29 protein-coding genes are annotated in these 22,672 nt (G+C 40.9%); 26 read left to right on the plus strand and 3 right to left on the minus strand.

What is annotated here, in order from left to right; genetic code table 11:
• The 6 genes from ACLU9Q_RS10550 to ACLU9Q_RS10575 form a co-directional block, all read left to right on the plus strand.
• On the plus strand, window positions 1-234 hold a 234-nt coding region (locus ACLU9Q_RS10550), incomplete at its 5' end, for a flavodoxin (RefSeq protein WP_412625204.1).
• Between the two features lie 126 nt (window positions 235-360).
• Window positions 361-780, plus strand: a complete 420-nt coding sequence (locus ACLU9Q_RS10555) for a hypothetical protein (RefSeq protein ID WP_178670149.1) — start codon at window positions 361-363, stop codon at window positions 778-780.
• Between the two features lie 94 nt (window positions 781-874).
• Complete coding sequence (locus tag ACLU9Q_RS10560) at window positions 875-1,147, plus strand: helix-turn-helix domain-containing protein (protein WP_178670147.1); 273 nt, start codon at window positions 875-877, stop codon at window positions 1,145-1,147.
• A gap of 354 nt (window positions 1,148-1,501) precedes the next feature.
• Window positions 1,502-1,930 (plus strand): HTH domain-containing protein, encoded by a 429-nt coding sequence (locus ACLU9Q_RS10565; protein ID WP_178669991.1) that lies wholly within the window; start codon window positions 1,502-1,504, stop codon window positions 1,928-1,930.
• Between the two features lie 162 nt (window positions 1,931-2,092).
• The gene (locus ACLU9Q_RS10570) at window positions 2,093-2,509 is read left to right on the plus strand and encodes a 2-thiouracil desulfurase family protein (protein ID WP_178670145.1); all 417 of its coding nucleotides are present in this window, start codon (window positions 2,093-2,095) and stop codon (window positions 2,507-2,509) included.
• On the plus strand, window positions 2,493-2,684 hold the full coding sequence (locus tag ACLU9Q_RS10575) for a winged helix-turn-helix domain-containing protein (RefSeq protein WP_412625205.1): 192 nt from the start codon (window positions 2,493-2,495) through the stop codon (window positions 2,682-2,684). Before ACLU9Q_RS10570 ends, ACLU9Q_RS10575 begins: the two co-directional genes overlap by 17 nt.
• A 220-nt stretch (window positions 2,685-2,904) precedes the next feature.
• On the opposite strand, the gene ACLU9Q_RS10580 is transcribed toward ACLU9Q_RS10575, so the two are convergent.
• Both ACLU9Q_RS10580 and ACLU9Q_RS10585 read right to left on the minus strand, forming a co-directional pair.
• Window positions 2,905-4,269, minus strand: coding sequence for a sensor histidine kinase (locus ACLU9Q_RS10580; protein ID WP_412625206.1), 1,365 nt, complete (start codon window positions 4,267-4,269; stop codon window positions 2,905-2,907).
• Entirely contained in the window at window positions 4,266-4,958 is a 693-nt protein-coding gene (locus ACLU9Q_RS10585) for a response regulator transcription factor (RefSeq protein WP_412625207.1), read from the minus strand. The genes ACLU9Q_RS10580 and ACLU9Q_RS10585 overlap by 4 nt, the downstream gene beginning before the upstream one ends.
• A gap of 148 nt (window positions 4,959-5,106) precedes the next feature.
• On the opposite strand from ACLU9Q_RS10585, the gene ACLU9Q_RS10590 reads away from it, so the two are divergent.
• The 20 genes from ACLU9Q_RS10590 to ACLU9Q_RS10685 all read left to right on the plus strand — a co-directional run bounded on the left by ACLU9Q_RS10590 (window position 5,107) and on the right by ACLU9Q_RS10685 (window position 21,387).
• Entirely contained in the window at window positions 5,107-6,030 is a 924-nt protein-coding gene (locus tag ACLU9Q_RS10590) for an ABC transporter ATP-binding protein (protein ID WP_412625208.1), read from the plus strand.
• The gene (locus tag ACLU9Q_RS10595) at window positions 6,023-6,808 is read left to right on the plus strand and encodes an ABC transporter permease (RefSeq protein ID WP_412625209.1); all 786 of its coding nucleotides are present in this window, start codon (window positions 6,023-6,025) and stop codon (window positions 6,806-6,808) included. Before ACLU9Q_RS10590 ends, ACLU9Q_RS10595 begins: the two co-directional genes overlap by 8 nt.
• Before the next feature lie 10 nt (window positions 6,809-6,818).
• Complete coding sequence (locus ACLU9Q_RS10600) at window positions 6,819-7,592, plus strand: ABC transporter permease (protein ID WP_412625210.1); 774 nt, start codon at window positions 6,819-6,821, stop codon at window positions 7,590-7,592.
• Between the two features lie 17 nt (window positions 7,593-7,609).
• Entirely contained in the window at window positions 7,610-7,954 is a 345-nt protein-coding gene (locus ACLU9Q_RS10605) for a YxeA family protein (RefSeq protein ID WP_412625211.1), read from the plus strand.
• Between the two features lie 21 nt (window positions 7,955-7,975).
• Complete coding sequence (locus ACLU9Q_RS10610) at window positions 7,976-8,320, plus strand: response regulator (RefSeq protein WP_412625212.1); 345 nt, start codon at window positions 7,976-7,978, stop codon at window positions 8,318-8,320.
• Window positions 8,321-8,363: 43 nt separating this feature from the next.
• Window positions 8,364-9,287 (plus strand): ABC transporter ATP-binding protein, encoded by a 924-nt coding sequence (locus ACLU9Q_RS10615; protein ID WP_412625213.1) that lies wholly within the window; start codon window positions 8,364-8,366, stop codon window positions 9,285-9,287.
• Entirely contained in the window at window positions 9,280-10,038 is a 759-nt protein-coding gene (locus ACLU9Q_RS10620; RefSeq protein WP_412625214.1) for an ABC transporter permease, read from the plus strand. Before ACLU9Q_RS10615 ends, ACLU9Q_RS10620 begins: the two co-directional genes overlap by 8 nt.
• Before the next feature lie 3 nt (window positions 10,039-10,041).
• Window positions 10,042-10,776 carry an ABC transporter permease gene (locus tag ACLU9Q_RS10625; protein ID WP_412625215.1) on the plus strand — a complete coding sequence of 245 codons (735 nt, stop codon included), beginning with the start codon at window positions 10,042-10,044 and terminating at the stop codon, window positions 10,774-10,776.
• Window positions 10,777-10,846: 70 nt separating this feature from the next.
• Window positions 10,847-11,260 carry a winged helix-turn-helix domain-containing protein gene (locus tag ACLU9Q_RS10630; RefSeq protein WP_412625266.1) on the plus strand — a complete coding sequence of 138 codons (414 nt, stop codon included), beginning with the start codon at window positions 10,847-10,849 and terminating at the stop codon, window positions 11,258-11,260.
• 179 nt (window positions 11,261-11,439) lie between these two features.
• On the plus strand, window positions 11,440-12,213 hold the full coding sequence (locus ACLU9Q_RS10635; protein ID WP_235250354.1) for an ABC transporter ATP-binding protein: 774 nt from the start codon (window positions 11,440-11,442) through the stop codon (window positions 12,211-12,213).
• Window positions 12,203-14,266, plus strand: coding sequence for an FtsX-like permease family protein (locus ACLU9Q_RS10640; protein ID WP_412625216.1), 2,064 nt, complete (start codon window positions 12,203-12,205; stop codon window positions 14,264-14,266). Before ACLU9Q_RS10635 ends, ACLU9Q_RS10640 begins: the two co-directional genes overlap by 11 nt.
• A gap of 36 nt (window positions 14,267-14,302) precedes the next feature.
• Entirely contained in the window at window positions 14,303-14,983 is a 681-nt protein-coding gene (locus ACLU9Q_RS10645; protein ID WP_412625217.1) for a response regulator transcription factor, read from the plus strand.
• Window positions 14,980-16,002 (plus strand): sensor histidine kinase, encoded by a 1,023-nt coding sequence (locus tag ACLU9Q_RS10650; protein ID WP_412625218.1) that lies wholly within the window; start codon window positions 14,980-14,982, stop codon window positions 16,000-16,002. The genes ACLU9Q_RS10645 and ACLU9Q_RS10650 overlap by 4 nt, the downstream gene beginning before the upstream one ends.
• Window positions 15,986-16,198 (plus strand): winged helix-turn-helix domain-containing protein, encoded by a 213-nt coding sequence (locus tag ACLU9Q_RS10655; protein ID WP_412625268.1) that lies wholly within the window; start codon window positions 15,986-15,988, stop codon window positions 16,196-16,198. Before ACLU9Q_RS10650 ends, ACLU9Q_RS10655 begins: the two co-directional genes overlap by 17 nt.
• Window positions 16,199-16,342: 144 nt before the next feature.
• On the plus strand, window positions 16,343-17,044 hold the full coding sequence (locus ACLU9Q_RS10660) for a lantibiotic protection ABC transporter ATP-binding protein (RefSeq protein ID WP_297873980.1): 702 nt from the start codon (window positions 16,343-16,345) through the stop codon (window positions 17,042-17,044).
• 3 nt (window positions 17,045-17,047) lie between these two features.
• Entirely contained in the window at window positions 17,048-17,770 is a 723-nt protein-coding gene (locus tag ACLU9Q_RS10665) for a lantibiotic immunity ABC transporter MutE/EpiE family permease subunit (RefSeq protein WP_297873979.1), read from the plus strand.
• A gap of 1 nt (window position 17,771) precedes the next feature.
• On the plus strand, window positions 17,772-18,503 hold the full coding sequence (locus ACLU9Q_RS10670) for a lantibiotic immunity ABC transporter MutG family permease subunit (RefSeq protein ID WP_297873978.1): 732 nt from the start codon (window positions 17,772-17,774) through the stop codon (window positions 18,501-18,503).
• Window positions 18,496-19,311, plus strand: a complete 816-nt coding sequence (locus ACLU9Q_RS10675) for a NisI/SpaI family lantibiotic immunity lipoprotein (protein ID WP_412625219.1) — start codon at window positions 18,496-18,498, stop codon at window positions 19,309-19,311. Before ACLU9Q_RS10670 ends, ACLU9Q_RS10675 begins: the two co-directional genes overlap by 8 nt.
• Window positions 19,312-19,372: 61 nt before the next feature.
• Window positions 19,373-20,032, plus strand: a complete 660-nt coding sequence (locus ACLU9Q_RS10680; protein WP_412625220.1) for a response regulator transcription factor — start codon at window positions 19,373-19,375, stop codon at window positions 20,030-20,032.
• Complete coding sequence (locus tag ACLU9Q_RS10685) at window positions 20,023-21,387, plus strand: sensor histidine kinase (protein ID WP_412625222.1); 1,365 nt, start codon at window positions 20,023-20,025, stop codon at window positions 21,385-21,387. Before ACLU9Q_RS10680 ends, ACLU9Q_RS10685 begins: the two co-directional genes overlap by 10 nt.
• 265 nt (window positions 21,388-21,652) lie before the next feature.
• Here the strand turns inward: ACLU9Q_RS10685 and ACLU9Q_RS10690 are convergent, their stop codons facing one another.
• On the minus strand, window positions 21,653-22,018 hold the full coding sequence (locus ACLU9Q_RS10690; protein ID WP_412625223.1) for a helix-turn-helix transcriptional regulator: 366 nt from the start codon (window positions 22,016-22,018) through the stop codon (window positions 21,653-21,655).
• Window positions 22,019-22,672 lie beyond the last annotated feature (654 nt).

A 22,672-nucleotide genomic window follows, 5' to 3' on the forward strand; every position in this document is an offset into this window, starting at 1 on the left:
TTCCCTATCTGGTGGTACGTCGCCCCGACTATTGTGAACACGTTTTTGGAGCAGTATGATTTGTCCGGAAAGACGATTATTCCATTGGCAACTTCTGGCAGCAGCGGTATGGGGAACACAAACAAGGAACTGGCGGTTTCCTGCCCAGGAGCAGAATTAAAGGAAGGTAAGAGATTCCCTGCGGATGCAAGTGCGGAAGAACTGAAAGCATGGGCAGAAGGATTCGGGATTTAAAGAAAAGACTGATAAACTTATCAATATAGACCCATAAAGTTATCTTTCATGACAACGAATAATAAGAAATCTATGGTAACATCCTACCCGTAGTGGTAAATTATTCTACAGGAAAGGGTGCGAAGCATGGAAAATGAAGTATATGAAAAAGACTACGGAGAGGAATTCCGGGAACGAAGTGATAAGTCAGAGAGAAAGGATTTTCTGGACACATTAATGGAGGTTGGGTTCTTTCAGAAGTACCAGGAAGAAATGGATAAAATCCCAAAGCGTGTGGTTCCTAAAGAAAAAGCGGATTATGAATACCTGCTTGGGGAGTGTGATGCTTACGTCCGGCAGTTCGGAGGAAGAATCCGGGGCGAGGTGGATTACCAGAAATGGCAGGCAACCATTGATTTATACTTGAAGCATTTTGAGTTCTGTGATCGGGAGGCATTAACACTGCTAAAGGAGATCGCAGAGCGGGCGGAGAATGTGACATTTTCGACGAAAGATGGGATGCTAAGGATGTCGGTGTTCATTGGGTATTTTGATGAGGTGTATTAATGTGTGAAAGCATCTGTCAGTGTGGACTTGCGGATGCTTTTTTCTCACAGATATGGTATGCTGTTAGCAGTATATCAACTTGGAGGTACGGAGCATGGACGATCAGCAGAATACATTGACTTATGAAATCATCAAGGCGGCTGTTGCCGGGGAGAAATGGGCAACAGAAAAGATTATGGCGTATTACGATGATTATATGACAGAGCTTGCCACAGTGAAAGAAAGGCAGCCCGACGGCAGTGTAAGAACTTATGTGGATAAGGACTTGAAGCAGGAGATTGCATTGAAGCTGCTGGAAGAAATACCGAACTTCCCGATGGAGGAAGCGGAGGGGATTGCAGGAGGGGAAACTGAGACGGAGAAATAAAACTTATATATAGTAGAAATCCGGCTCATGCAGAAATCAGAATACATAAAATTTGTGTGTTTCTTGGACGAACGGTTCATACTCATGGAAAAATAAAAGGGTGGGGTAAACTTCTGAAAAAGAAGCCCCCACCTTTTCGCATAACTAAGAGGGTGTCAGAACTTTTCCCCAAAACGGAAAATGAGGTTGTACCTTTTCGCAAAAGAGGAAATACTGGTGGTTTGCGTACCATAAATTATTACAATGCACCAGTAGCTGTCTGTGCATTGAAAGAGATGTGGAAAATATCAAACTCGTATGCTATACTGGATGCTGAAACAAAGGAACAAACGTGAAGAATATATAGAGGTAAAAATGGACGAAAAAGATAATGTGACAGAACAGTTAAAAGAACTTATTTTTGTATATGGGTTTAATAAGAATACGCTTTCCAGATATTTAGAATTGCCCGTAGATCGTGTAGAAAATCTGGCACAAGGGGATATCGATTTTTTGCCAGATGAACCGACATATCGTTTTCAGATATTCAATAAAATCATGTTTCTCTATGCAAGTGCAACAAAGGATAAAGATTTAAAACTAAGGGCATTTTTACAAGTGCTTATTTCAGAACATAAATTATCAAAACAGACAATTGCTAAAATGGCAGATGTCGAAATAAAAGATATTGAAAAATTCTTATCCTATCCGCCCCAAAAGATAGCGGCGGAAGTTAAGTATAAGATAGCAGTTACAGTTATGGCCTTACGGTTTTTCTTAAAAGATTGTGAATCAAAACTGTAATTTTCCAGTTTATAGGAGAGCAATTGCGAATTATTAAAATAAAAGATGGAAAGGAAATGAAACCATTGGTTTGGTTGGCGGAATGAGTTGGGAGAGTACGGTATCGTACTATCAGATTATTAATGAAACAATTAATGATATTTATATCGAAGGAGAGTAATATTGAAAATATTGGTTAGTTCCTGTGTGATGGGTAAAAACTGTAAATATAATGGTGGTAATAATTGCAACTCAAGAGTTATGGAATTTTTAAAGGATAAAGAAGTAATTGAAATTTGTCCAGAATTGTTGGCCGATTTGCCAATTCCCCGGCCATCGGCAGAATTAGTGGACGGAGTTGTAATGAGTATAGACGGAGAAAATGTTGATAAAGAATACCGTCATGCTGTTGAATTGGCAATGCGAGAGATTGGAAACGTGGATATTGATTTGGTAATTCTCCAGTCAAGAAGTCCTACCTGTGGTGTGAATCAGATTTATGATGGGAGTTTTACAGGCAGACTGATTAAGGGGCAAGGTTTGTTTGCTCAAGCATTGATTAAAGCCGGATATAAAGTTGTGGATGCTGAAGATTTTTAGAAAGTCATTATTGTCCTGGGTTCTTAGCAAAGAGCAGATCTACGAAGCAGTCTGGAAAGCGGACCCGGAGCATTGTGGGGCGGCGGTGGCGAATGTGGTGTATTCGCTCAGACGGAAGATCGGAGATGGGTACATAGAAACGGTGGTCGGGAGCGGGTATCGGTTTGTGGAATGAAATTATAGAAATATTGCACTGGTCAACAAATTGTAAAATAACAGGGTGGGGTAAACTTCTGAAAAAGAAGCCCCCACCTTTTCGCATAACTAAGAGAGTGTCCAAACTTTACCGCAAAACAGAAAATGCGGTTGTACCTTTTCGCAAAAGAGGATTTGTGCTGATAAAACTCCCCTGAAATAGCTCAAGTGAGCTGATTTCGGGGGAGTTTAAATACGGATCATTTTAATGGTAAAGATATTTTGATGGTTAGCCCGTGAGGGGGGTTTTTCAAAAAATGAAGTTTTCCATGATGGGCTTTTACAATCTGCTGTACAATTTTATGCCCCAGGCCGTGATCTGCACCGTTGTTTTCCTCTTGGGTGCTGGAGATGGACACGCCACTATTCAGCAATGCCATACGTGAGTCACTTATTCCACATCCTGTATCACTGATTTCAAAATAACAACTGTCAACATCCACTCCAACACAAAGTGTGATCTTACACCCATTGGGGTTGTGTACGATGCTATTGCCTATGAGGTTGCTTAACATCCGGTAAAGCAAGGAATCATCACCATTTAGAAAAATGGGCTTGTCTGGGCTATCCTCTATTATTTCAATTTCATATTGTTCCGGCAACTCATTCAAAAATTCGCTTGCAACCTGCCGGGTTAATTCTACGGCATTGATCGTTTTTTTCTTTAAGGCATACATGGAGTATTCCAGTTTAGTAGTTAAATTCAGGTCTGTAATAAGCGCCCGCAGTTTTTCACTCTTTTGCCGTATTGCCGTTGCCTGTTTCCGCGTGGAAAGAGGTAAGTTGGAATTATCTTCGATTTCACAGGCATAACCAAATATAATAGAAAGTGGTGTGCGAATATCATGGGAAATTCCCCGTATCCATTCAGCACGGGTGTTGTCTTTTTTAATCAGATATTCGCCAGCACGATTTAGTCCGGCGTTTATTTCAGCCAATTCGCCCTTTTCTTCCAAATGGAACTCTTTTCCCTGTGAAAGCGATTGAATACCGTTTAAGATAGGTTCCATTGATTTTTCTACCCGATGTGCGTTGCGTACAAACAAATAAACCATCAAGAGAATATTGATAATGAACGCAATGCCAATCCCGATACATAGCGGCCATACATAAGCCGTATTTGTTGAAATGTAGTGGTTGAGAACACTTCCGGGGACAAAACCGATTACCAATAGCCCGTCAGACCGTTTCCAGATGTTCACAGGATAATCGTCCAGATACCAACGGCTGAACATGGCTATATCTGTTGCGGTGTATGATCGCGGTAATTCTTCCGGCAGGCCATCTTCCCATATAACGGTGCCGCCATCATTTAGGATCATAGCCCAGGCATCAGCATGGTGTAATATTTCAAGGGCCTGCGTATCCGCGCTTAGTTTTCCGTCCTCAACAACAATATGGTTGGAAAAATCCTCGATTGGGAAATTGGAATCTGCGACACCATTGAGATATGCAATAATGAAGAACATCCCCACCAATAGCAAATTAACGGCAAAAAAGAGGGCTATGATTCCGATGGTAGAAAATATATAGCGGCGAAAAAAACGTTCTACGGCATTCATCATTTCGCCCCCTTAATATTAAGCCGATAACCCACACCCTTAATTGTTACAAGCGAAACTGGCTTTGAAGGATTTTCTTCAATCTTTTCCCGCAGATGGCGGATATGAGTGGATAGTGTGCTTTCATATCCCTGCCAGAATTCACCACATACTGCTCCACACAAGGAACCTGTTGTTACAATACGCCCTGCATTTTCAGCAAGTTTTTCTAATAGCGTTAATTCCTTTCCTGTCAGTGGGAATTGATTTTCGCCGCGCTGGACTTCGGCCTTTTCAAGATCAACCACAGCAGCCTCTAAATATATTTTTCGTTCTTTCTGTGGATATGTCCGGTTCAGAATTACCTGTACTCGTAGTAACAGTTCTTTTGGGTGAAATGGTTTTACCAGATAATCATCAGCGCCAACTTCTAATCCTGCTACTCGATCTTCAGCCTCACCACGGGCTGTCAGCAGGAGAACTGGAATATTACTTGTTTCCCGTACCTCTTTTAACACGGACAATCCATCAATCCCTGGCATCATTATGTCAAGAATTATCATATCTGGCTGCCGTTCTTTCCATATCTTTAATGCTTCTCTGCCCGAAGATGCAGTTAAAATATTAAAAAACCCGGCACGTTCAAAAATAGACTGTATCATTTCCAATAAATCAATTTCATCATCCACAACAAGGATTACTTTGTCATTCATGTGACACCTCCTCGCGCTTATTATAACTCAAGAAAACGTTCTTGACTATTTTATTGCCAAAATCTCAGAGAAAAATCAGAGTTGCCTCAGAGTTATCTCAAAGTTGGTATGCTATGCTGAATGTGAAAACAAAAGGAGGCATACGAACATGAGCGAATATATTATTGAAACTCACAATTTGACAAAAAGATACGGAAACCAGGTGAGTGTTTCCAATTTGAATATTCATGTAAAGCAAGGCAGGATTTATGGCCTGCTGGGACGCAACGGTGCGGGCAAGACCACCACCATGAGAATGTTGTTGGGATTAACAGCCCCTACCTCCGGTGAAGTTAAAATTTTCGGACGACCTATGCAGGGTAACGAAAACAAAATCCTTCCTCGTATTGGATGTTTGATTGAATCGCCTGGTTTCTATCCGAACCTGACCGCAACGGAGAACTTGAGAATTTTTGCGGAGCTGCGGGGAATTAACAAGCCGAATTATATCAAGGGCGCATTGGAACTTGTCAATTTACCGTACCGGGATAAAAAGCTCTTTTCTGAATACTCCCTCGGCATGAAGCAGCGGCTTGCAATCGCACTGGCTGTCATGCATGAACCGGAAGTACTCATACTGGATGAGCCGATCAACGGCCTTGATCCTATCGGCATTGCGGAAGTACGGTCGTTTATCCGGGAGCTGTGTGATGCCAGAGGTAAGACCATTCTGATATCCAGCCATATCCTTTCAGAAATTTCTCTACTGGCAGATGACATTGGAATTATTGACCGTGGTGTTTTGCTGGAAGAAGAAAGTCTGAAAGAATTGGAGGCAAAGAACGCAAAGTTTGTTCACTTCATCGTTTCGGATGCAAGTAAGGCTGCACAGATTATCAGCAAGCTGTTCCAAACTAAAAATATGCAGATTGCTGATAGTTACAATCTGTATCTGTATGATACAACTTTGCCAGTAGCAAAGATTAACCGCGCCCTTATGGAGAATGGTATTGACATTAAGGAAGCGCATCTCTGTGAGGATACTTTGGAGGATTACTTCAAAAAGATTACAGGGGGTGAGGGGATTGCTTAAACTGATTAAATGCGAATTTTGGAAGCTAAAGCGCAAACATTTTGTGTCTTTTGTGGTTTTCGCAGCCCTGCTTTTCCCTATTCCCTTTACAGCACTGGTATTAGCCGGGAGTGTCGGAAATTTTACGGGATTTGATGCTGTTTTTGGACTACTCGTAACATTGGGAGAGCCTGTCATGCTGCCTATCGTTTTAGGAATTGTGGCGGCCATGCTGTTTTTTATGGAGCGTGATAACGATACATTAAAAAATTTACACACAATTCCTGTTTCCCCAGTGAAAATTGCGAGTGCTAAAATTGCCGTTCTTTTTATTTTGGGTTTGATTTACTCATTGGCAACTCTGCTGTCTTCTATGGCCGGAGGACTAATGGCTGGGAGCGAATTAGTAAACATTGGTGAGAAGATATGGATTTCTGTTGTTACCAGCGTGTTATATACAGCCAGCACATTGCCAGTTGTCATTATAATCGTTGGGCTTAACCGTTCTTATATCTTTTCAATTATATTGACATTCTTTTACACCATGTTTGATTATATGCTGGCGTATGGAGGGCAATTTGCATCGGAAGAACCAGCCATGAAGCTGATATCCAACATATTCCCTGCACCCACTATTTACCGTTGGCAGGCAGCACAATTTGTTTCACCAGACTCTCCGGCATATTCAGTCATAGAGCCATATTTCCTGCCGCTATGGATGGTTGTCCTGATTGTCTTTATCATCGGTGCAATATCTTATCTGGCTATCATAAAGATTTACAGCAAGCATGAAAGTTGAGGTGAAAGCAATGCTAAAAATCGCAAAAACAGAGTTTTATAAATTAAAGAGGTATTCTGTTGTCTGGATCGGTGTTGCCACGATGCTAACGGTTGTTCTGCTTACCCGCTTTATGGCAACTGCATCGGATGGGGCGGTTCATACCCTTGAATATTTTTCAAACAGTGTGATCTGGAATAACTTTAGTCTGATTTTTCCGGCGACCATTACCCTGATTGCTGGTTATATCATCGAAAGAGAACGTGTAGACGACACGTTAAAAAACATTATGACGATTCCGATACCGTTTCGGAAATTGCTGGCGGGCAAATTGATTGCCGTTGGCGGATTGGCGATTATTCTGGCCGCCATCGAATTTGTTTTTACCATGATTGTATTTTTTATAAGTCGCTTTCCGGGCTTCTCTTTTGCAGGGATGATACTGGCCCTTGTTAGGATGATTGGAATGAACCTCTTTGTGTATGTGGCTGTTCTTCCGATTATTGTATTTACCGGGCAGCACGCAGGCAGCTTTATGGCGGGGGTTGGATTTTCTTTCTTTTATGGATTTGTAGGAACATTTGCATCTGGTCATGGTCTTGGTAATATTTATCCCGTTACTGCGGGATTAGGGCTTATTAATTACCAGAGTGGTGAAACGACTGCCTACAATATATTTTTAAGCGCCGGAATACTGCTGCTTATGTTTGCTATAAGTACTGCTATGCTTTTATTTGCTGAAAATAAAGCATCTACAACAAAAACAAATCAAAAGGTCAAAAAAACCGCTAAAAATAAGCGGTAAAATTAAGGAGGGCTAATATGAAATCGAAAAAATTGTGGCTTGGTATTGGTGCAGTAGTCTTAATCGTGCTGTGTATGGGGGTAGCTTTCCTGGCTACGCAGGGAAAAACCGACTACTATACGCAGATCGACAATCGTTGGGTAACAGAAATTGATCCACATGGTGCGATGAACTACGAATACAATCTGGATGCCTACGATGAAACCGGAAAAGAACGGGATATTACATTTGAAACAAGTAAAGTCCTGACCGATGGTGCGTATCTTTGCCTGAAAGTGGCACCGATTCGTGGTGTAGTAACCTGGGCAGAAGTACAGTATGACGAACTTCCGGAAGCAGTACAAGCTGTATATTCAAAGTAGTAATTTACAAGGAGAACGAAATTGAAGAAAATACTTATTGTGGACGATAATATGGATTTTTTGCGGATATTGTCATCCGCTTTGCAAAAGCGATTCCAAACCTATGAGTCTATGGGTGTGGCTGATGCCTTGAAAATTCTTGAGTCTGTTACTGTTGATGCAATATGTTCTGATTTTAATATGAGGGACGGCACAGGGCTGGAGCTTCTTATAAAATTACGCCAGAAGGGTGTGAAAGTTCCATTTTTACTTATGTCTGGCGATGATGATACTCGTCTAAGAAATGAGGCACAAGCCTGTGGAGCGGTGTTTTGCTGTAAAACGGACTATGACCTGATTGCCAGAATTAACGAAATGGTAGGTTGATTTGGCATCTTACAGCAGTAAACTGTTAGTGAAGGAGTTGAAAATGAACAATCTTATAATTGAAACAAGTAATTTGTGTAAATGTTATGGAGTGAACATGGTAGTAAGTCATGTAAATATTCATGTTCAAAAAGGAAGCATTTATGGATTGCTTGGACGAAATGGTGCAGGCAAAACATCAATAATGAAAATGATGTTGGGGTTGACTCCAATAACAGATGGAAACATTACGATGTTTGGAATGCAATTTCCTGCGAATAAGGCAGAAATTTTGCGAAGGGTTGGAGTAATGATTGAAACACCGGGATTTTATCCTAACCTGACAGCTACGGAAAATTTGCAGATTCTTTCAAGTTTGCGTGATGTCACAGACAAGAATGCCATTCAGAAAAGTTTGGAATTGGTTGGTTTGCCATACAAGGATAAGAAAATGTTCTCCGAATATTCGCTTGGTATGAAACAACGGCTTGGCATTGCAGCGTCTATAGTACATGATCCCGAACTTTTAATACTCGATGAACCCACAAACGGCCTTGACCCTATCGGAATTGCAGAAATGCGTTCTTTCATTCGGGAACTGTGCAGTACCAAAGGAAAAACAGTTTTGATTTCCAGTCATATTCTTTCTGAAATTGCTATGCTGGCCGATGATGTTGGCATCATAGACCGCGGTGTACTGCTGGAAGAAGAAAGTTTGAAAGAACTGGAAAAAAAGAATGCAAAATATGTTCAGTTTTCCGTATCGGATGCTGGAAAGGCTGCACAAATCATTGATGGTGCATTTAAAATAAAAAGTATGAAAATTGTGGACAAAAACACTCTTTATCTGTATGATATGTCATTTCCAGTGGCAATGATTAACCGTACTCTTGTTGAAGCTGGCATTGATGTAAGCGAAGCGCATCTCTGTGAAAATACATTGGAGGATTACTTCAAGAAAATAACAGGAGGTGAGGGGATTGCTTAAAGTCTATTTAAACGAATTACGAAAAGTAAAGAGACAGAAAACAGTGCGAATGATCATGTTGGTTGGCGTACTTATGCCTACGTTTTCTTTTGCACTTTGTTTGCATAATGGATATCGTTTCCGCAACCTTGTAGGAATGAATATTTTATTAGGTAATTTCCTTGTTGCCCCCTTTTTGTTTTCCATTATTCTGGTAATGCTTTTTTCGATGGAGGAACAGAACGATACTTTGAAAACAATACTTGTGACTGCCGTACCAAAGTCCAAAATTCTTCTGTCAAAGATTGAAGTAGCATTTACGTTTGTGCTGATTTTTTCAATCATAAACTGTCTATATACATTCGCAGGCGGCATATTTTTGGGAATGTCGTCTGCCTTTGTATTAAAAGCATTGAAAGCACTTTTTATTACTGTAATAGCTGCCGTTTGTGGAACAGCGCCAGTATTGTTGGTAATTGTTGTGTTCCATAAAAAGCATCTTATTGCGTTGATTTTAGCAAATTGCTTTGTGCTTATAGATTTCCTCTTTGTTTGGCAGTTGACAATGCTTAATTGTCTAAAATTGCATCTGCCTATTTGCATTGCGTACCGTATTACCTATCCATTGTCGATTGTTGAATATACTCCAAACTTACAATATGGTTTGGACGCTTTATACTATCCGGCATTTAGGGGAGAGTTTCTTCTGGTCATTGTAGTATGTATTTCAATGCTTGGAGGCATTTTAATTTATAATGGTCAGGAGGTGTAGCGAATGAAAAAACTCTATCTGGCGGAAATTTGCAAGATTAAAAGAATGAAAATGACATATGTTGCCTATATCGGCATTTTGTTTAGCATGATTATTTCTTCTGTTCAATTACTTGGGCGGATACAGGATGCAACTTTTGAACAGTTAGCAAGTATGTTTACATACAATAATGTATTGTTGGTTTTGCCTTTTTGTCTATCTCTTATTGGTGGATATATCATTGATAGAGAGTATACTCAGAACACGCAAAAGAATTTATTTACAATACCTGTTCGTTGGGGCCGTGTGATTAAAGCGAAAGTTTTAGTTGCGTTTAGTCTTTCGATATGGATAGGGCTGTTTTCGAACATTGTTTTGATACTGACTGGTATGGTTATGAATTGCTCACAAATAGCAATTACAGATATTTGGAAGATTGTCATTTCAAACTTTATTTCGCCTGTTTGTGTCCTTGTTGGAACCCTCCCTATTATCCTATGGTTTTCAAAAGCAAAGGGGAAGTATTTGTGGGGTGCCACATTATCATTGTTGCTTGGTGTATCAGGTGTTTTTGTTGCCAATGGAAGGGCTGTAAATTGGCACCCTATAACATACTGCTTTTCATTTATACAATGCGATTCAATATATACTACTGTGCTGAAGATACCATTTTCTTGCCTTGCAATAGTGCTTTATTTACTTCTGTCCGTCATTATTTATGTGTTCATGTATAGGAAGCAAGAATACCCTGTTTCATGAAGAAAATGCACTAGAGGAAACCATGCATATAAAAATGAAGTGATATGCAAGCAGGAATGGGGTGAATGAAATGGTAAATGTTTTAATGATTGAAGCAGATAAATCTCTCCTTCAAGATGTAGTGAAATATCTTTCTGATAATGTACAGTGTCAAGTTACAAAACTATCAGTGCCAGGAGAGCAAAGAAACATCCTCACCTTCCCCAATCTGGAAATCCGCATCAACGAACAGACTGTCTACCACAATGGCATTCCCATAGCTCTCACCCACTATGAGTTCTTTACCTTACTCTACCTAGCCCAACACCCATTCTGGGTTCTGTCAAAAGAGCAGATCTACGAAGCGGTCTGGAAAGCGGACTCGGAGCATTGCGGGGCGGCGGTGGCGAATGTGGTGTGTTCCCTTAGACGGAAGATCGGAGATGGGTACATAGAAACTGTGGTTGGGAGCGGGTATCGGTTTGTGAGGGAACCAGAATTATAGAAATAAGTAGTAATGAAATCATAAAATAGCAGGGTGAGGAAACTTCTGAAAAAGAAGTCCTCACCTTTTTGTATAACTAAGAGGATATCAGAATTTTAATACAAACCTTTCATTGACTGTAAGTGTTTTATAGATTCGCCTTGTGGTATGATATGGACAGAACCAAAGGAGGTAATGAAATGAAACCTATTCTTGAGATTGAATCTTTGAAAAAATATTATGGCAAAGCAAAAAGCCAGACAAAGGCATTAGACGGCATTACATTTCAGGTGATGCCGGGAGAGTTTTTGGGTATTATGGGAAGTAGCGGATCGGGCAAATCCACTTTACTGAATTGTATTGCCACTGTAATCCAGCCCAGCAGTGGCAGTATTATAATGAACGGTAGACAGATACAAACGCTCAAAGGGGCGGTTCTGGCTGACTATCGAGGAAAAGAGATTGGCTATCTGTTCCAGAACTTTGAGCTGCTTGATAATCTGACTGGGCGTGAAAACATTCTGCTTCCGCTATCTCTCCACGGTGTATCGGAAAAAGAAAGCAATAAGCGTTTGGAAAGGTTGGCTTCCTATTTGGAGGTAAAAGATGTCCTGAATAAATTCCCATCTCAGATGTCCGGTGGACAAAAACAGAGAATTGCCGCGGCCAGGGCATTGATTCTCAATCCAGGAATTATTCTCGCTGATGAGCCTACTGGTGCCTTGGATTCCAAAAATGCAAAGGCGCTGATGGAGAAACTTTCCGGACTAAATCAGGATGCAAATACTACGATTCTGATGGTAACGCATGACTCCAATGCAGCCAGTTACTGCAAGCGGATTCTGTTTATTCAGGATGGCATTATCTTCCATGAGCTTCGCCGGGATATCCCGAATGAATCCCAGCAGGAATTTTATTCCCGCATTTTGAAGGTAATGGCGCAGTTAGGAGGTGGCAGCGCAAATGTTCTTTAAGTTGATTTCCCGCAATAGCAAAAGAAACCGAAAGGAAAACGGTTTGTTCTTTAGCTCGCTGCTGGTTTCTATCATTGCTTTTTACATTATTCTGTCGTTGCCGAATCAGGATGTGATGATTTTTCTGGCTCAGATGGAAAGTGATGCAGTAGATAGATTGATGGCGATGATTCCTGTGTTTTTTGGAATGACCTTGTTTATTCTGTTTTTCCTCATTTACTACGCCAGTAAGTTTCAGTTAGAACGGCGCAGGCATGAACTTGGTGTATATTTGATGATGGGAATGCGCCGTATTAAACTGTTTGCAATGCTACTGGCAGAAGATTTACGGAACAGTGTTGTTTCTCTACTCATCGGATTACCTGTTGCGGTTTTGCTGTCAGAACTGATTAGCCTGATTACTGCCCGACTGGTGGGCCTTGGAATTGTCGGTCATCAAATATCCTTCTCCCTGAAAGCTGTACTATGGACAGCAGCAGGATTTCTCATGATTAAATTTGCAGCATTTTTAATTCTCAGCATCAGAATCAGTAGGCAGGAAATAGGCTCGTTGCTTGTTGATACACCGGATGGGGCTAAAAAACGATTACCTGCATTTTTCTATGCACTTTCGCTTTTGGGTGGTATTCTTTGCTTGATTGTAGCCTACACAATGGCTATTCATGGGGAAACATGGTCCGGGTTTGCAATGATGGGATTGACGGTTTTTCTTGGTATTTTAGGTACAATCGCTTTCTTTTGGGGCTTCCGGTCGGTGATTAGTGTTATTGTGAAATCTGGTAGAAAGGATCGTCAGCTTCATGTGTTTAATTTTCGTCAGATACAAGAAACTGTTGTCTACCGTTCCGGCACACTTGCGATCTGTTCTCTGCTTATTTTGACTGCTCTCTGCTGCTTCGGGGCTGGTGTAGGGATTTCCCGTTTCTACGGAGAGGCCGAGCAGCATGTTCTGGACTATACTTTTGAAGGTAATGAGGACAGTGCTGATACAGCAGCAATTCGGCAGACATTGTCTGAGTACCAATTAGACACTCAATTTTCTGATTTATTTGAGATGAAGGTAGGGCATATCAGCACAACTGATGACACGGACAATGCTTTCCAGATGGAAGCGGTCATGTCTGCTCTGCGTGAAATGCAGCCTTCTGAAGACAGAGATGTTCTTCTTAACAATCTTGGCTATGCCACTTATCCGTATCTGATTTCTGCGAGCAGCTATAATCATCTCCTTTCTGCTGCCGGCCTACCAGAATTGGAATTGGACTCGGATGAAGCTGCTGTCTATATAGATAGCGAGTTTACCACTGATGAGCGGATAGCAATTTTACGCAGCATTCTTGAAAACAGGCCGAAAGCTTTTCTGGATGGAAAAACGATTTATCTCACGGGAACCGTGCAGACGACCAATTTGGTTACAGATCGTTCCATCACATTATCTTTTGCATTGATCCTACCGGATGAAGTGTTTGAATATTATACACAGGATGATTATAATATTTATCTCAATGGCGTTTTGGGAAAGAGCGCAGAAGAAAATACAAGCCTCATGTCCGCTATATCGGATATGAATAAAAAACTGGATGAAGTAGGCTTGCATTATGAAAGTTATCTGCAAAACATGGGAAGGCAGCTGTTTTATATGGTAGCAGCCAGTTACATTACCATTTACCTGGCGATTATCTTTCTGATTATTGCAAATACCATTATTGGTGTACAATTTCTCATCAGTCAACAGAAATCAAGCCGCCGTTACCGGACACTGATTCATTTAGGCGCTGCGTACCCTATTCTGTGCAAGTCTGCCAGAAAACAGATTAACTGGTACTTTGGTATTCCTGTTATTATGGCCGCTTTTAGCAGCCTGTTTGGAGTTCGTGCATTGCTTACCGGGATTTTGTCCTCTCGGGCAAAATCCAACTTGTCCGAAATGATGATTATTTCTGCCGCTATGATTTTGGTGCTTTGTGTGATAGAATATATTTATATCGCTGTTGTGAAACGAACAAGTGACCATTACCTTCTGACCCTGATGGTTCCAGAGCGCGAAGAATAGTATTGCAGATTATAAAGAAGAAAGGGGGAAAGTCCTATGAAACGTATTGCAGTTGTAGAAGATGAATTTCTCATGCGGGAAGAATTATCGGATATTCTGCGTAAGGCAGAATATCAAGTCGATGAAATCTGCGTATTTGAAGATGTGGCGGAACAGCTTTTGGAGCTTTCCCCTGATCTGATTCTTTTGGATTTGAATTTGCCGGGGACCAGTGGATTCCAGATTTGCCGGGAAGTGAAACAGAAAAGTTCCATTCCTGTTCTTGTGCTTACTTCTCGTGACCAACTCCGTGATGAATTACATGCACTGGATTTGGGAGCTGACGAATATCTGACCAAGCCATGTAGAAAAGAGCGGCTTTTGGCTCGTGTGTCTAACGTAATGAAGCGATACGAAGGCCGATCAAATTTGTTGGAAGGGGCCGGTTTTCTTTTAGATAGGCAAACATACACGCTATATATTCACAATAATTCTGTCATTCTCCCAAAGAATCAGGGAAAAATCCTTGAAGTGTTTTTAACACATGGCGATGAAATCGTTTCAAAGGAAGAATTGTGTCTGGCAATCTGGGGGACCACAGAATTTATTGATGAAAATGCGCTTCAGGTTAATTTGACACGGCTGAAAAAGACTATGGCAAATCTTATGATGTGTCAGCAGATTGTTCCTGTCCGTGGAATTGGCTATCGGCTCGTAGCGGAAGGTGCGCCATTATGAAGCGTGTCATTAAGTCACTCTTACAATATATCCCGTGGCTTCTGCTTTTGCTGGGGATCGATCTGTTTGCTGCATTACTCCTATGGCTCGCTGATGTGCAGGCGTTTTATGCCCTAATGATTGTGATTGTACTTGTTACGGTTCTTTTATTCACTTTGGTGTGCGGTGTACTTATCCATTTGGAACGAAAGAAGGAACAAGCATTTTTAACTTTCCTCCATAATCCAGATGAATACCATGAGGAATTACTGTTGGAAACCGTCAGCGTAGCACAAAGAGAATATATTCGTCAGCTTGGAAAAACTCTACGCGACAAACAACTTGCCTATACTGAGCTTCAAACACAATTAAGCGATTATGAAGAATATGTCGAGTCATGGGCGCATGAAACGAAAACGCCGCTTTCCTTATTGACATTGCTTCTTGACAACCGCAGAGATGAATTATCTCCTATTGTGAGTTTTAAGCTGGATTATATCCGAAACCGTATACAGGAATCGGTTGACCAGATGCTATTTTACGCGCGGGTAAAGAGTACGAGAAAAGATTACCTGTTCGAGCATATCTGTATACGAATGTGCATCGAAGATGTGCTGGATGATTACAGACCATTGCTGGATGAAAAACAGTTTCAGATTCAGTTCCGTTTGTCTGACGATACAGTTTATACTGACCGGAGAGGACCTTACTTTCTCCTCGGACAGATTATCGGCAATTCCATAAAATATTGTGGTGAGGGGCCGGAATTATGCTTTTCGTCTTTTCAAAGGGATGGCTGTTATGTGTTAAGTATCAAGGATAACGGAGTTGGCGTCCGAAGCTGCGACCTGCCTTATGTATTTGAAAAAGGTTTTACGGGTGATTCTGGCGAGGGCAGGAAGAAAGCTACAGGTATGGGATTGTATCTTGCAAAGGAAATTGCAGAGGGGTTAAATATAATCTTGAGCGCAAATTCTGAATGGGGCAATGGATTTGAGATGCAGGTTGCGTTCCCTGTAGTTGATGAGAATCCGTATTAACCAACAGACTATTTACCGCAATAATCATCCACCCCTCTGGGTTCTTTCACATTCCATGATTTACGAAGCGGTCTGGAAAGAGAACTCGGAGCATTGCGGGGCGACGGTGGCGAATGTGGTGTATTCCCTCAGACGGAAGATCGGAGATGGGTACATAGAAACGGTGGTTGGAAGCGGGTATAGGTTTGTGGGGTAAAAGAACGTCCCAGGGTAGCAATGTAGAATTGCTGCTTTGGGACGTTTTCATGTACTCTGATAAAAAATCAAGAAGAAATCTTTATGGAATCTTCAAAATTACCCTGTATGCTATCCATGAAATCACAAGAAAGGACTTGATTACATGGATATGATTTTGAAAACAACAAATCTTTGTAAAAACTTCAAAGGGCAGATGGCGGTAAACAATGTGTCGCTGAACATCCGGCGCAATTCGGTTTATGGTCTGTTGGGGCCGAATGGAGCTGGCAAATCTACGATCTTAAAAATGCTAACTGGCATTTTGCGCCCTACATCGGGAAGTGTTGAGTTTGACGGTCATCCGTGGAGACGGAATGATTTGGAGCATATCGGCGCATTGATTGAGATGCCTCCGCTTTACGAAAATCTGACTGCATACGAAAATCTCAAAGTGAGAACCACATTGCTTGGCTTGGATGATGCACGAATTAACGAGGTATTGCAAATTGTCCAGCTTATGAATACTGGCAAGAAGCGGGCAGGGCAGTTTTCGCTTGGTATGAAGCAGCGGCTTGGCATTGCAATTGCGCTGTTGAATAATCCGCAGCTCCTTATTTTGGATGAACCCACAAACGGCCTTGATCCATTAGGGATTGAGGAACTTCGTGAACTAATTCGTTCTTTTCCGGAAAAGGGAATTACCGTTATTTTATCCAGTCATATTCTTTCCGAGGTGCAGCAGACAGCAGACCATATCGGCATTATTGCGGGTGGTGTCTTAGGCTATGAGGGGAAACTTAATGCGAATGAAAATTTGGAACAGCTTTTTATGGACGTTGTGAAAAGCAATCACAGGGAGGGATAAAGTATGAATTACTTAAAATCAGAGTATTTGAAATTCAAAAGGACAATATCAAACAAGCTGCTTTTCATCATTCCGCTAATCACAGCTATTTTTGCATGGATAGTGGGCGGCTTTATCGGGTTTCAATATACAACGCTTTACTGGTGGTATGCGTTCCTACTTCCAGGAGCAATCGCAATCTTATGTTCCTTATCACACCGGAAAGAAGAAAGCGCGGGGAAATATTATTCTGTATTTTCTATGCCCTTGAACCTTTCAAAATTTGAAATGGCAAAAGGAATGATTTTGATTGAAAAGCTGCTTGTGGCAGGAGTATTTTTAGCATTGCTTATCTCAATCAGCAATATCATTTCCCCGGCAACAGCGGTATATTCTGTTCCGCAGAGTATAGCAGGCAGTATAGCGATTGTGATAGCGTCCGTCTGGCAAATCCCGTTGTGCCTGTACCTTGCGCGTAAAACAGGACTATTTGTACCGATAATGCTAAATACTGTACTTGGTATATTTCTTCCTATCCTGTTAGGAAACACAGCCGTTTGGTGGCTCATGCCGTATTGTTGGGCGGCGAAGCTGGCGGAGCCGCTTATGGGGATTGAATTAAATGGAACTTTTGCAGGAAATCCCGGCTTTTCTTGTACCATTTTTATCCCTGTCGCACTATCAATATTCTTATTTATTGCCTTATCTTTTGTAGACGCAAAGGACTTTGCAAAAGGAGGTAGATAAGATGGGGGTTCTGGGGACGGTTCGTTCCGAACTGATAAAAGTAAAGCATACGTCCTTTGGAGTAATTCATTTATGCGTACCTGTTCTTGGGGCGTTGCTGTTTATTGTTTATTATGTCCTATATGGAAACACAGCGGATTACAAAAAATTAAAAATGATATTAGAGCTTACGGCGACCATTTTCCCTTTGCTGATAAGTGTTGTTGTGAGCTTGAATGTTTTATTAGAAGAAAAGGCTTCACACTTTCAAATATTGCTTGGAGTGCCTAACCGGTATAAAGTTGTACTGATAAAATTAGCCGTTTTATATGGAGCAGGAATAACCGCGCTGTTTTGTCTGTTCCTTGTCTTTCTGCTTGGCGTTCATTTTTTGAGAATAGATGATACCATACAACTTAGTATGTTAGTCAAAGCAGCCGCAGGAATGGCCTTTTGCAATTTAATTATTTATGCGCTGCATTTATTCCTTAGCTTTCGGTTTGGACTGGGTATCTCATTGTTTTGGGGAGTATTTGAAAGCCTGCAATGTATTCTATACAGTAATATCGAATTAAAAGGTATAGGGCGATATATCCCCTTTGCATGGTCTATGAACTGGGTGCATGATGTTATGAACAACGTGCTGTCCATTCATGGGACAGAATGGATAGGAATTGCTGTATTGACAATAGGCGGTGTATTATTAACTTTATTATGGTTTTCTCATTGGGAGGGACGAAAAAATTATGAATAAAAACAAAAAAATAATTATATTTTTGCTGTTTACCTTTATCGTTTGTGTGGCTCTTGCAGGCTGTTCTTTACGGGACAGAATCGAAGAATATTCCAGTGACAAGGAACAATGCTATCTGAATACGGAAAACGTAACGCGTTTTTCCTATAAGGGTAACGATTACACGATTTTGGCAGATACCGTATCAAATGGTGGGCTTGGAGACTGGATTGGATATATCCGGCAGCTTGCCGCCATAGATGAGAGCGGAAAAATACTGCTGCAAGAAAATGTTGAAACGGCGACTTTTCAATCCTTAGCGGATTTGGCAGAGAAAGCACCGGAAGCCGCTTACATTATTCCTTTTCTCAATGTATATGCAGCTCCTAACGCAGACGATTATCTGATTGTAGATGTAAACGGAGGGTATCATAAAGCTGTTATCAGCGAGAATGTCAAAGGTAGCGATACTGTTTTTGATTTTAAGGAAACAGAAGAATCTATAAATGACAGCTTTGAAGTCAATCCGGAAAATGCGACACAGCTCCTTTGTGGCGAGACGGTTTATCAAGTAACGTCTGATATGGTATCAGATGATGAATTAGGCAGCTACATTGATATTCTTGCGGAAAGTGTTACATTCGATACAGAAACGAAAATGCCTTTGTCAAAGGAAGATTTAAGCAATATTGACTGGTACGGGGAAAATGCCGGACAGGGGCGAGAGTATTGGTTTTACACAGATGTCTATGAGATTTACGGAACCGATAAAGCGGAAGCGGTTGCAGTCAAGGTAAATAATAACTACTATATTGCAAAGCGGCAATGACAGCTTTCCTGCCCTTGTAGCTTGTGCTATACTAAAAAGGACAACGAAAGGAGACGACAATATGGCAGCGATCCTTATGATTGATGATGAACGGGCTATTTTAGAACTTGTCAAAAACGGGCTGCAAAAGGACGGGCATTTCGTGACCGCTTATACTTCTGCTGCACAGGTGCCACTTGATAAACTGAATAGGTACGACTTGATTATACTGGATATTATGATGCCGGATATAGATGGCTTTTCATATTGTGATAAAATCCGTTCCCTTGTGGACTGCCCTATTCTTTTTATGACAGCAAAGACAATGGAGCATGATATCACATTTGGGCTTGGTCTGGGTGCAGACGACTATCTGACAAAACCATTCCGTATTGCAGAATTGCGGGCGAGGGTAAACGCCCACTTACGACGTGAACACAGGGAACGACATACCGCACTTACTTTTGACCGGATAAAAATTGATTTATCTGCAAAAGAATTACGGGTAGATAACACGACCGTTGCCTTAACCAAAAGCGAATATCTGATTTGTGAATATCTTGCAAGGAACAAAGGACAGGTATTTTCAAAAGAACAGATTTACGAAGCGGTTTTCAGCTTAGAGGGCGACAGTGATAATTCTACAATTTCTACTCATATCAAGAATATCCGGTCAAAATTGAACAAACTGGATATTCAGCCGATAGCGACAGTCTGGGGGATTGGATATAAATGGGAATGAAGAAAACAACATCATTGAAAGCGTCTTTTTGGGAATTCTTATGTATGCTGCTGATTGGGCTAATAGGTGCAGTGGTGATACCATTCAGTCTTATTTTAGCAGGAACCAGTACGGGACTTATTACCTATGCAGATTATTCAGAACGCAGTGCAAAAAACATTGTTCCTGTTATTGCTACAACGCCGGATTTGACAGATGTGCAGCTTCCTATGGGCTGCAAGTATTTGGTGCTGGATAAGAATTATCAAGTGACAGAAACGACCTTAGAGAGCGACGATTTAGACCGAGCTATGGAATACGCAATATCCGGGAAGATAAATACAAACCTCAACAAACAGTATTTGCTTGTGACCCGCGAAAATGAATATGTGGTGCTGCAATATTACATCGGCTCACAATTTATAAATGAATGGCTTTATAAACATTTTCCTTCACCGGAAATTCTGCTTTATATTCTTATAGCAATCAACTGTATTGCGGTATGTGTGATATTGACAGCGAAGTTTGCAAAAAATATGCGGATGCAGCTCTCCCCGCTTTTTGAAGCAACAAGGCAGGTTGCCGAACAAAATCTTGATTTTGAAGTGGGACATTCAAAAATCAAAGAATTTGAGGACGTACTTTGTTCTTTTACTAATATGAAAGACAATCTGAAAATATCTTTAGAGAAGCAATGGCATGCGGAACAATTACAAAAAGAACAGATTGCAGCACTCGCTCACGACTTGAAAACACCTTTGACCGTCATTCAAGGAAATATTGATTTGATAAGTGAAACGGAATTGGATGCAGAGCAGAAATTATACGCTGGGTATATTACGGAAAGTTCGGAACAGATGCAGTCCTATATAAAGATATTGATTGACATATCCAGGGCAGCAGTTGGGTACCAGTTTCGGAAAGAAAAGGTGGACTTCCGCGAGTACATACGAAAATTAAATGTACAGATTGGATCTTTGTGTAAGATAAAAGGAATACATTTGCAGGAAAATATATTGTCCGTACCTCAAAGTTTAGAAATTGACGGTATGTTATTGGAACGTGCGATTATGAATATCGTAAATAATGCTTTGGATTATTCACCGCAGGGAGGGACAATTTATGTAGAAGTGTGTAATTTGGGAAGTAATACGCAAATTTCAATAGCGGATGAAGGCAATGGATTTTCTAAAGAAGCATTGAAACATGCTCATGAAAGATTTTTTATGGATGATCAAAGTCGCGGTTCAAAGATGCATTTTGGTATGGGATTGTATATCGCAGAATCTATTGTAAAACAGCACGGAGGAAATTTGATATTAGAGAATTCAAAACAAACACATGGGGCAAATGTGATTATAAAAATCCCATGTTAGTGGCATTACGGGCAGTAAGAAGAACACTGCCCGTTTTTTTGTGTAAATCTTTATGAAATCTTCAAAATTATCCAATAACATAATCTTAGATTATCACACCAGTTGCAATTGTGGTTAAAAAAAATTCGTTGTCACATTCTGTCGAACGATTTTCAAAATATTATACCATTCATAACTCATCCATAACTCGTTCATAAGTCGGTGTTTTATAATGGCAGATAACGAGAAAAACCAGCAGCAACAAGAAATTCTTGTCCTACTGGTTTCACTCAGAGTCTTTTGTATCGGACTCACTATGTTGAGAGAGGAACTGCTCGGCCATACAATCCACGGTGTTTAACATGAATTTCCGTTCCTTTGGATGGCATACCTGAAATTTCCCTATGAGATGCTTTACATCTAAGTCTTCATCGGAAAGTTCCGGGTGGAACAGGACATCGCCTGAAATTCCTAACCGCCTCACAATAGGGCAGAGGATTTCAAAGGAAGGGTTCATGGAACCATTCTCGATTTTCTGTATGGTTTTAATGGCTACATGGCATTGGTCCGCCAGTTCCTGTTGGGTAAGACTGCATGCCTGCCGTGCAGTGCGGATGCAGTTACCTAAATGTGTTGCTGTGTCTTTCGGCATAATCGTTCACCTCACCTATATTCTATCGTGCCGATTGGGGTTTTCATATTCCCTAATCGTACCGATAAGTATGCATGATAATACCGAAAATGAGAAACAGAAAAAATATTCTGTTCATATATAAATGAAAGTCCTGTTGGGAGGCCCAATAAAAAAAACGGCTTCTCGCAGCAGGGCTTATTCGTGTTTGCCATCTGTGGTTTGCCGTAAGGAGGAAACCATGGGTGGCATTATTTTTGTAAAAGGATACAGGCTCCGGCCGGGTGAACAGCGAAAAAAATCTTAGCTTGCGATGCGGAGTTTTCTACCCACGGACAGGCATTATATTGCGTGTTCAATACCTACAATAATACCTATAACGCATATTATTACCATATCTGGAACCATCACGTCAGGAAGCAATGGAAGCTCCCTGGCGTTTTTCTTTGTCGATTTCTGACGATATTCGCCGATTCCTATTGGAGCAGAGGTCCTCCGTGTTTGTTTCGTGCCTCTATTGAAAATATAGCCCGTGAAAAATTTTCTTAAAAAATTTCCGTTTTCATTTCCGATTTTGAAAAGCTGAATTGTTTTAGTTATTTAAAAGGAAAAAAGAAACATTTCTGCTGCCCGAAAAATTTTTTTGAAAAAATTTTGAAAAACCTTTCCGGTTTG

It is taken from the genome of Marvinbryantia sp. (genome assembly GCF_047017445.1).
GTDB lineage: Bacteria > Bacillota > Clostridia > Lachnospirales > Lachnospiraceae > Marvinbryantia.

Coding starts and splice junctions, on each gene's coding strand:
- ACLU9Q_RS10555 (WP_178670149.1), top strand. CDS start 361: ATGGAAAATGAAGTATATGAAAAAGACTACGGAGAGGAATTCCGGGAA.
- ACLU9Q_RS10560 (WP_178670147.1), top strand. CDS start 875: ATGGACGATCAGCAGAATACATTGACTTATGAAATCATCAAGGCGGCT.
- ACLU9Q_RS10565 (WP_178669991.1), top strand. CDS start 1,502: ATGGACGAAAAAGATAATGTGACAGAACAGTTAAAAGAACTTATTTTT.
- ACLU9Q_RS10575 (WP_412625205.1), top strand. CDS start 2,493: ATGCTGAAGATTTTTAGAAAGTCATTATTGTCCTGGGTTCTTAGCAAA.
- ACLU9Q_RS10580 (WP_412625206.1), bottom strand. CDS start 4,269: ATGATGAATGCCGTAGAACGTTTTTTTCGCCGCTATATATTTTCTACC.
- ACLU9Q_RS10585 (WP_412625207.1), bottom strand. CDS start 4,958: ATGAATGACAAAGTAATCCTTGTTGTGGATGATGAAATTGATTTATTG.
- ACLU9Q_RS10590 (WP_412625208.1), top strand. CDS start 5,107: ATGAGCGAATATATTATTGAAACTCACAATTTGACAAAAAGATACGGA.
- ACLU9Q_RS10600 (WP_412625210.1), top strand. CDS start 6,819: ATGCTAAAAATCGCAAAAACAGAGTTTTATAAATTAAAGAGGTATTCT.
- ACLU9Q_RS10605 (WP_412625211.1), top strand. CDS start 7,610: ATGAAATCGAAAAAATTGTGGCTTGGTATTGGTGCAGTAGTCTTAATC.
- ACLU9Q_RS10615 (WP_412625213.1), top strand. CDS start 8,364: ATGAACAATCTTATAATTGAAACAAGTAATTTGTGTAAATGTTATGGA.
- ACLU9Q_RS10625 (WP_412625215.1), top strand. CDS start 10,042: ATGAAAAAACTCTATCTGGCGGAAATTTGCAAGATTAAAAGAATGAAA.
- ACLU9Q_RS10630 (WP_412625266.1), top strand. CDS start 10,847: ATGGTAAATGTTTTAATGATTGAAGCAGATAAATCTCTCCTTCAAGAT.
- ACLU9Q_RS10635 (WP_235250354.1), top strand. CDS start 11,440: ATGAAACCTATTCTTGAGATTGAATCTTTGAAAAAATATTATGGCAAA.
- ACLU9Q_RS10640 (WP_412625216.1), top strand. CDS start 12,203: ATGTTCTTTAAGTTGATTTCCCGCAATAGCAAAAGAAACCGAAAGGAA.
- ACLU9Q_RS10645 (WP_412625217.1), top strand. CDS start 14,303: ATGAAACGTATTGCAGTTGTAGAAGATGAATTTCTCATGCGGGAAGAA.
- ACLU9Q_RS10650 (WP_412625218.1), top strand. CDS start 14,980: ATGAAGCGTGTCATTAAGTCACTCTTACAATATATCCCGTGGCTTCTG.
- ACLU9Q_RS10655 (WP_412625268.1), top strand. CDS start 15,986: ATGAGAATCCGTATTAACCAACAGACTATTTACCGCAATAATCATCCA.
- ACLU9Q_RS10660 (WP_297873980.1), top strand. CDS start 16,343: ATGGATATGATTTTGAAAACAACAAATCTTTGTAAAAACTTCAAAGGG.
- ACLU9Q_RS10665 (WP_297873979.1), top strand. CDS start 17,048: ATGAATTACTTAAAATCAGAGTATTTGAAATTCAAAAGGACAATATCA.
- ACLU9Q_RS10670 (WP_297873978.1), top strand. CDS start 17,772: ATGGGGGTTCTGGGGACGGTTCGTTCCGAACTGATAAAAGTAAAGCAT.
- ACLU9Q_RS10675 (WP_412625219.1), top strand. CDS start 18,496: ATGAATAAAAACAAAAAAATAATTATATTTTTGCTGTTTACCTTTATC.
- ACLU9Q_RS10680 (WP_412625220.1), top strand. CDS start 19,373: ATGGCAGCGATCCTTATGATTGATGATGAACGGGCTATTTTAGAACTT.
- ACLU9Q_RS10685 (WP_412625222.1), top strand. CDS start 20,023: ATGGGAATGAAGAAAACAACATCATTGAAAGCGTCTTTTTGGGAATTC.
- ACLU9Q_RS10690 (WP_412625223.1), bottom strand. CDS start 22,018: ATGCCGAAAGACACAGCAACACATTTAGGTAACTGCATCCGCACTGCA.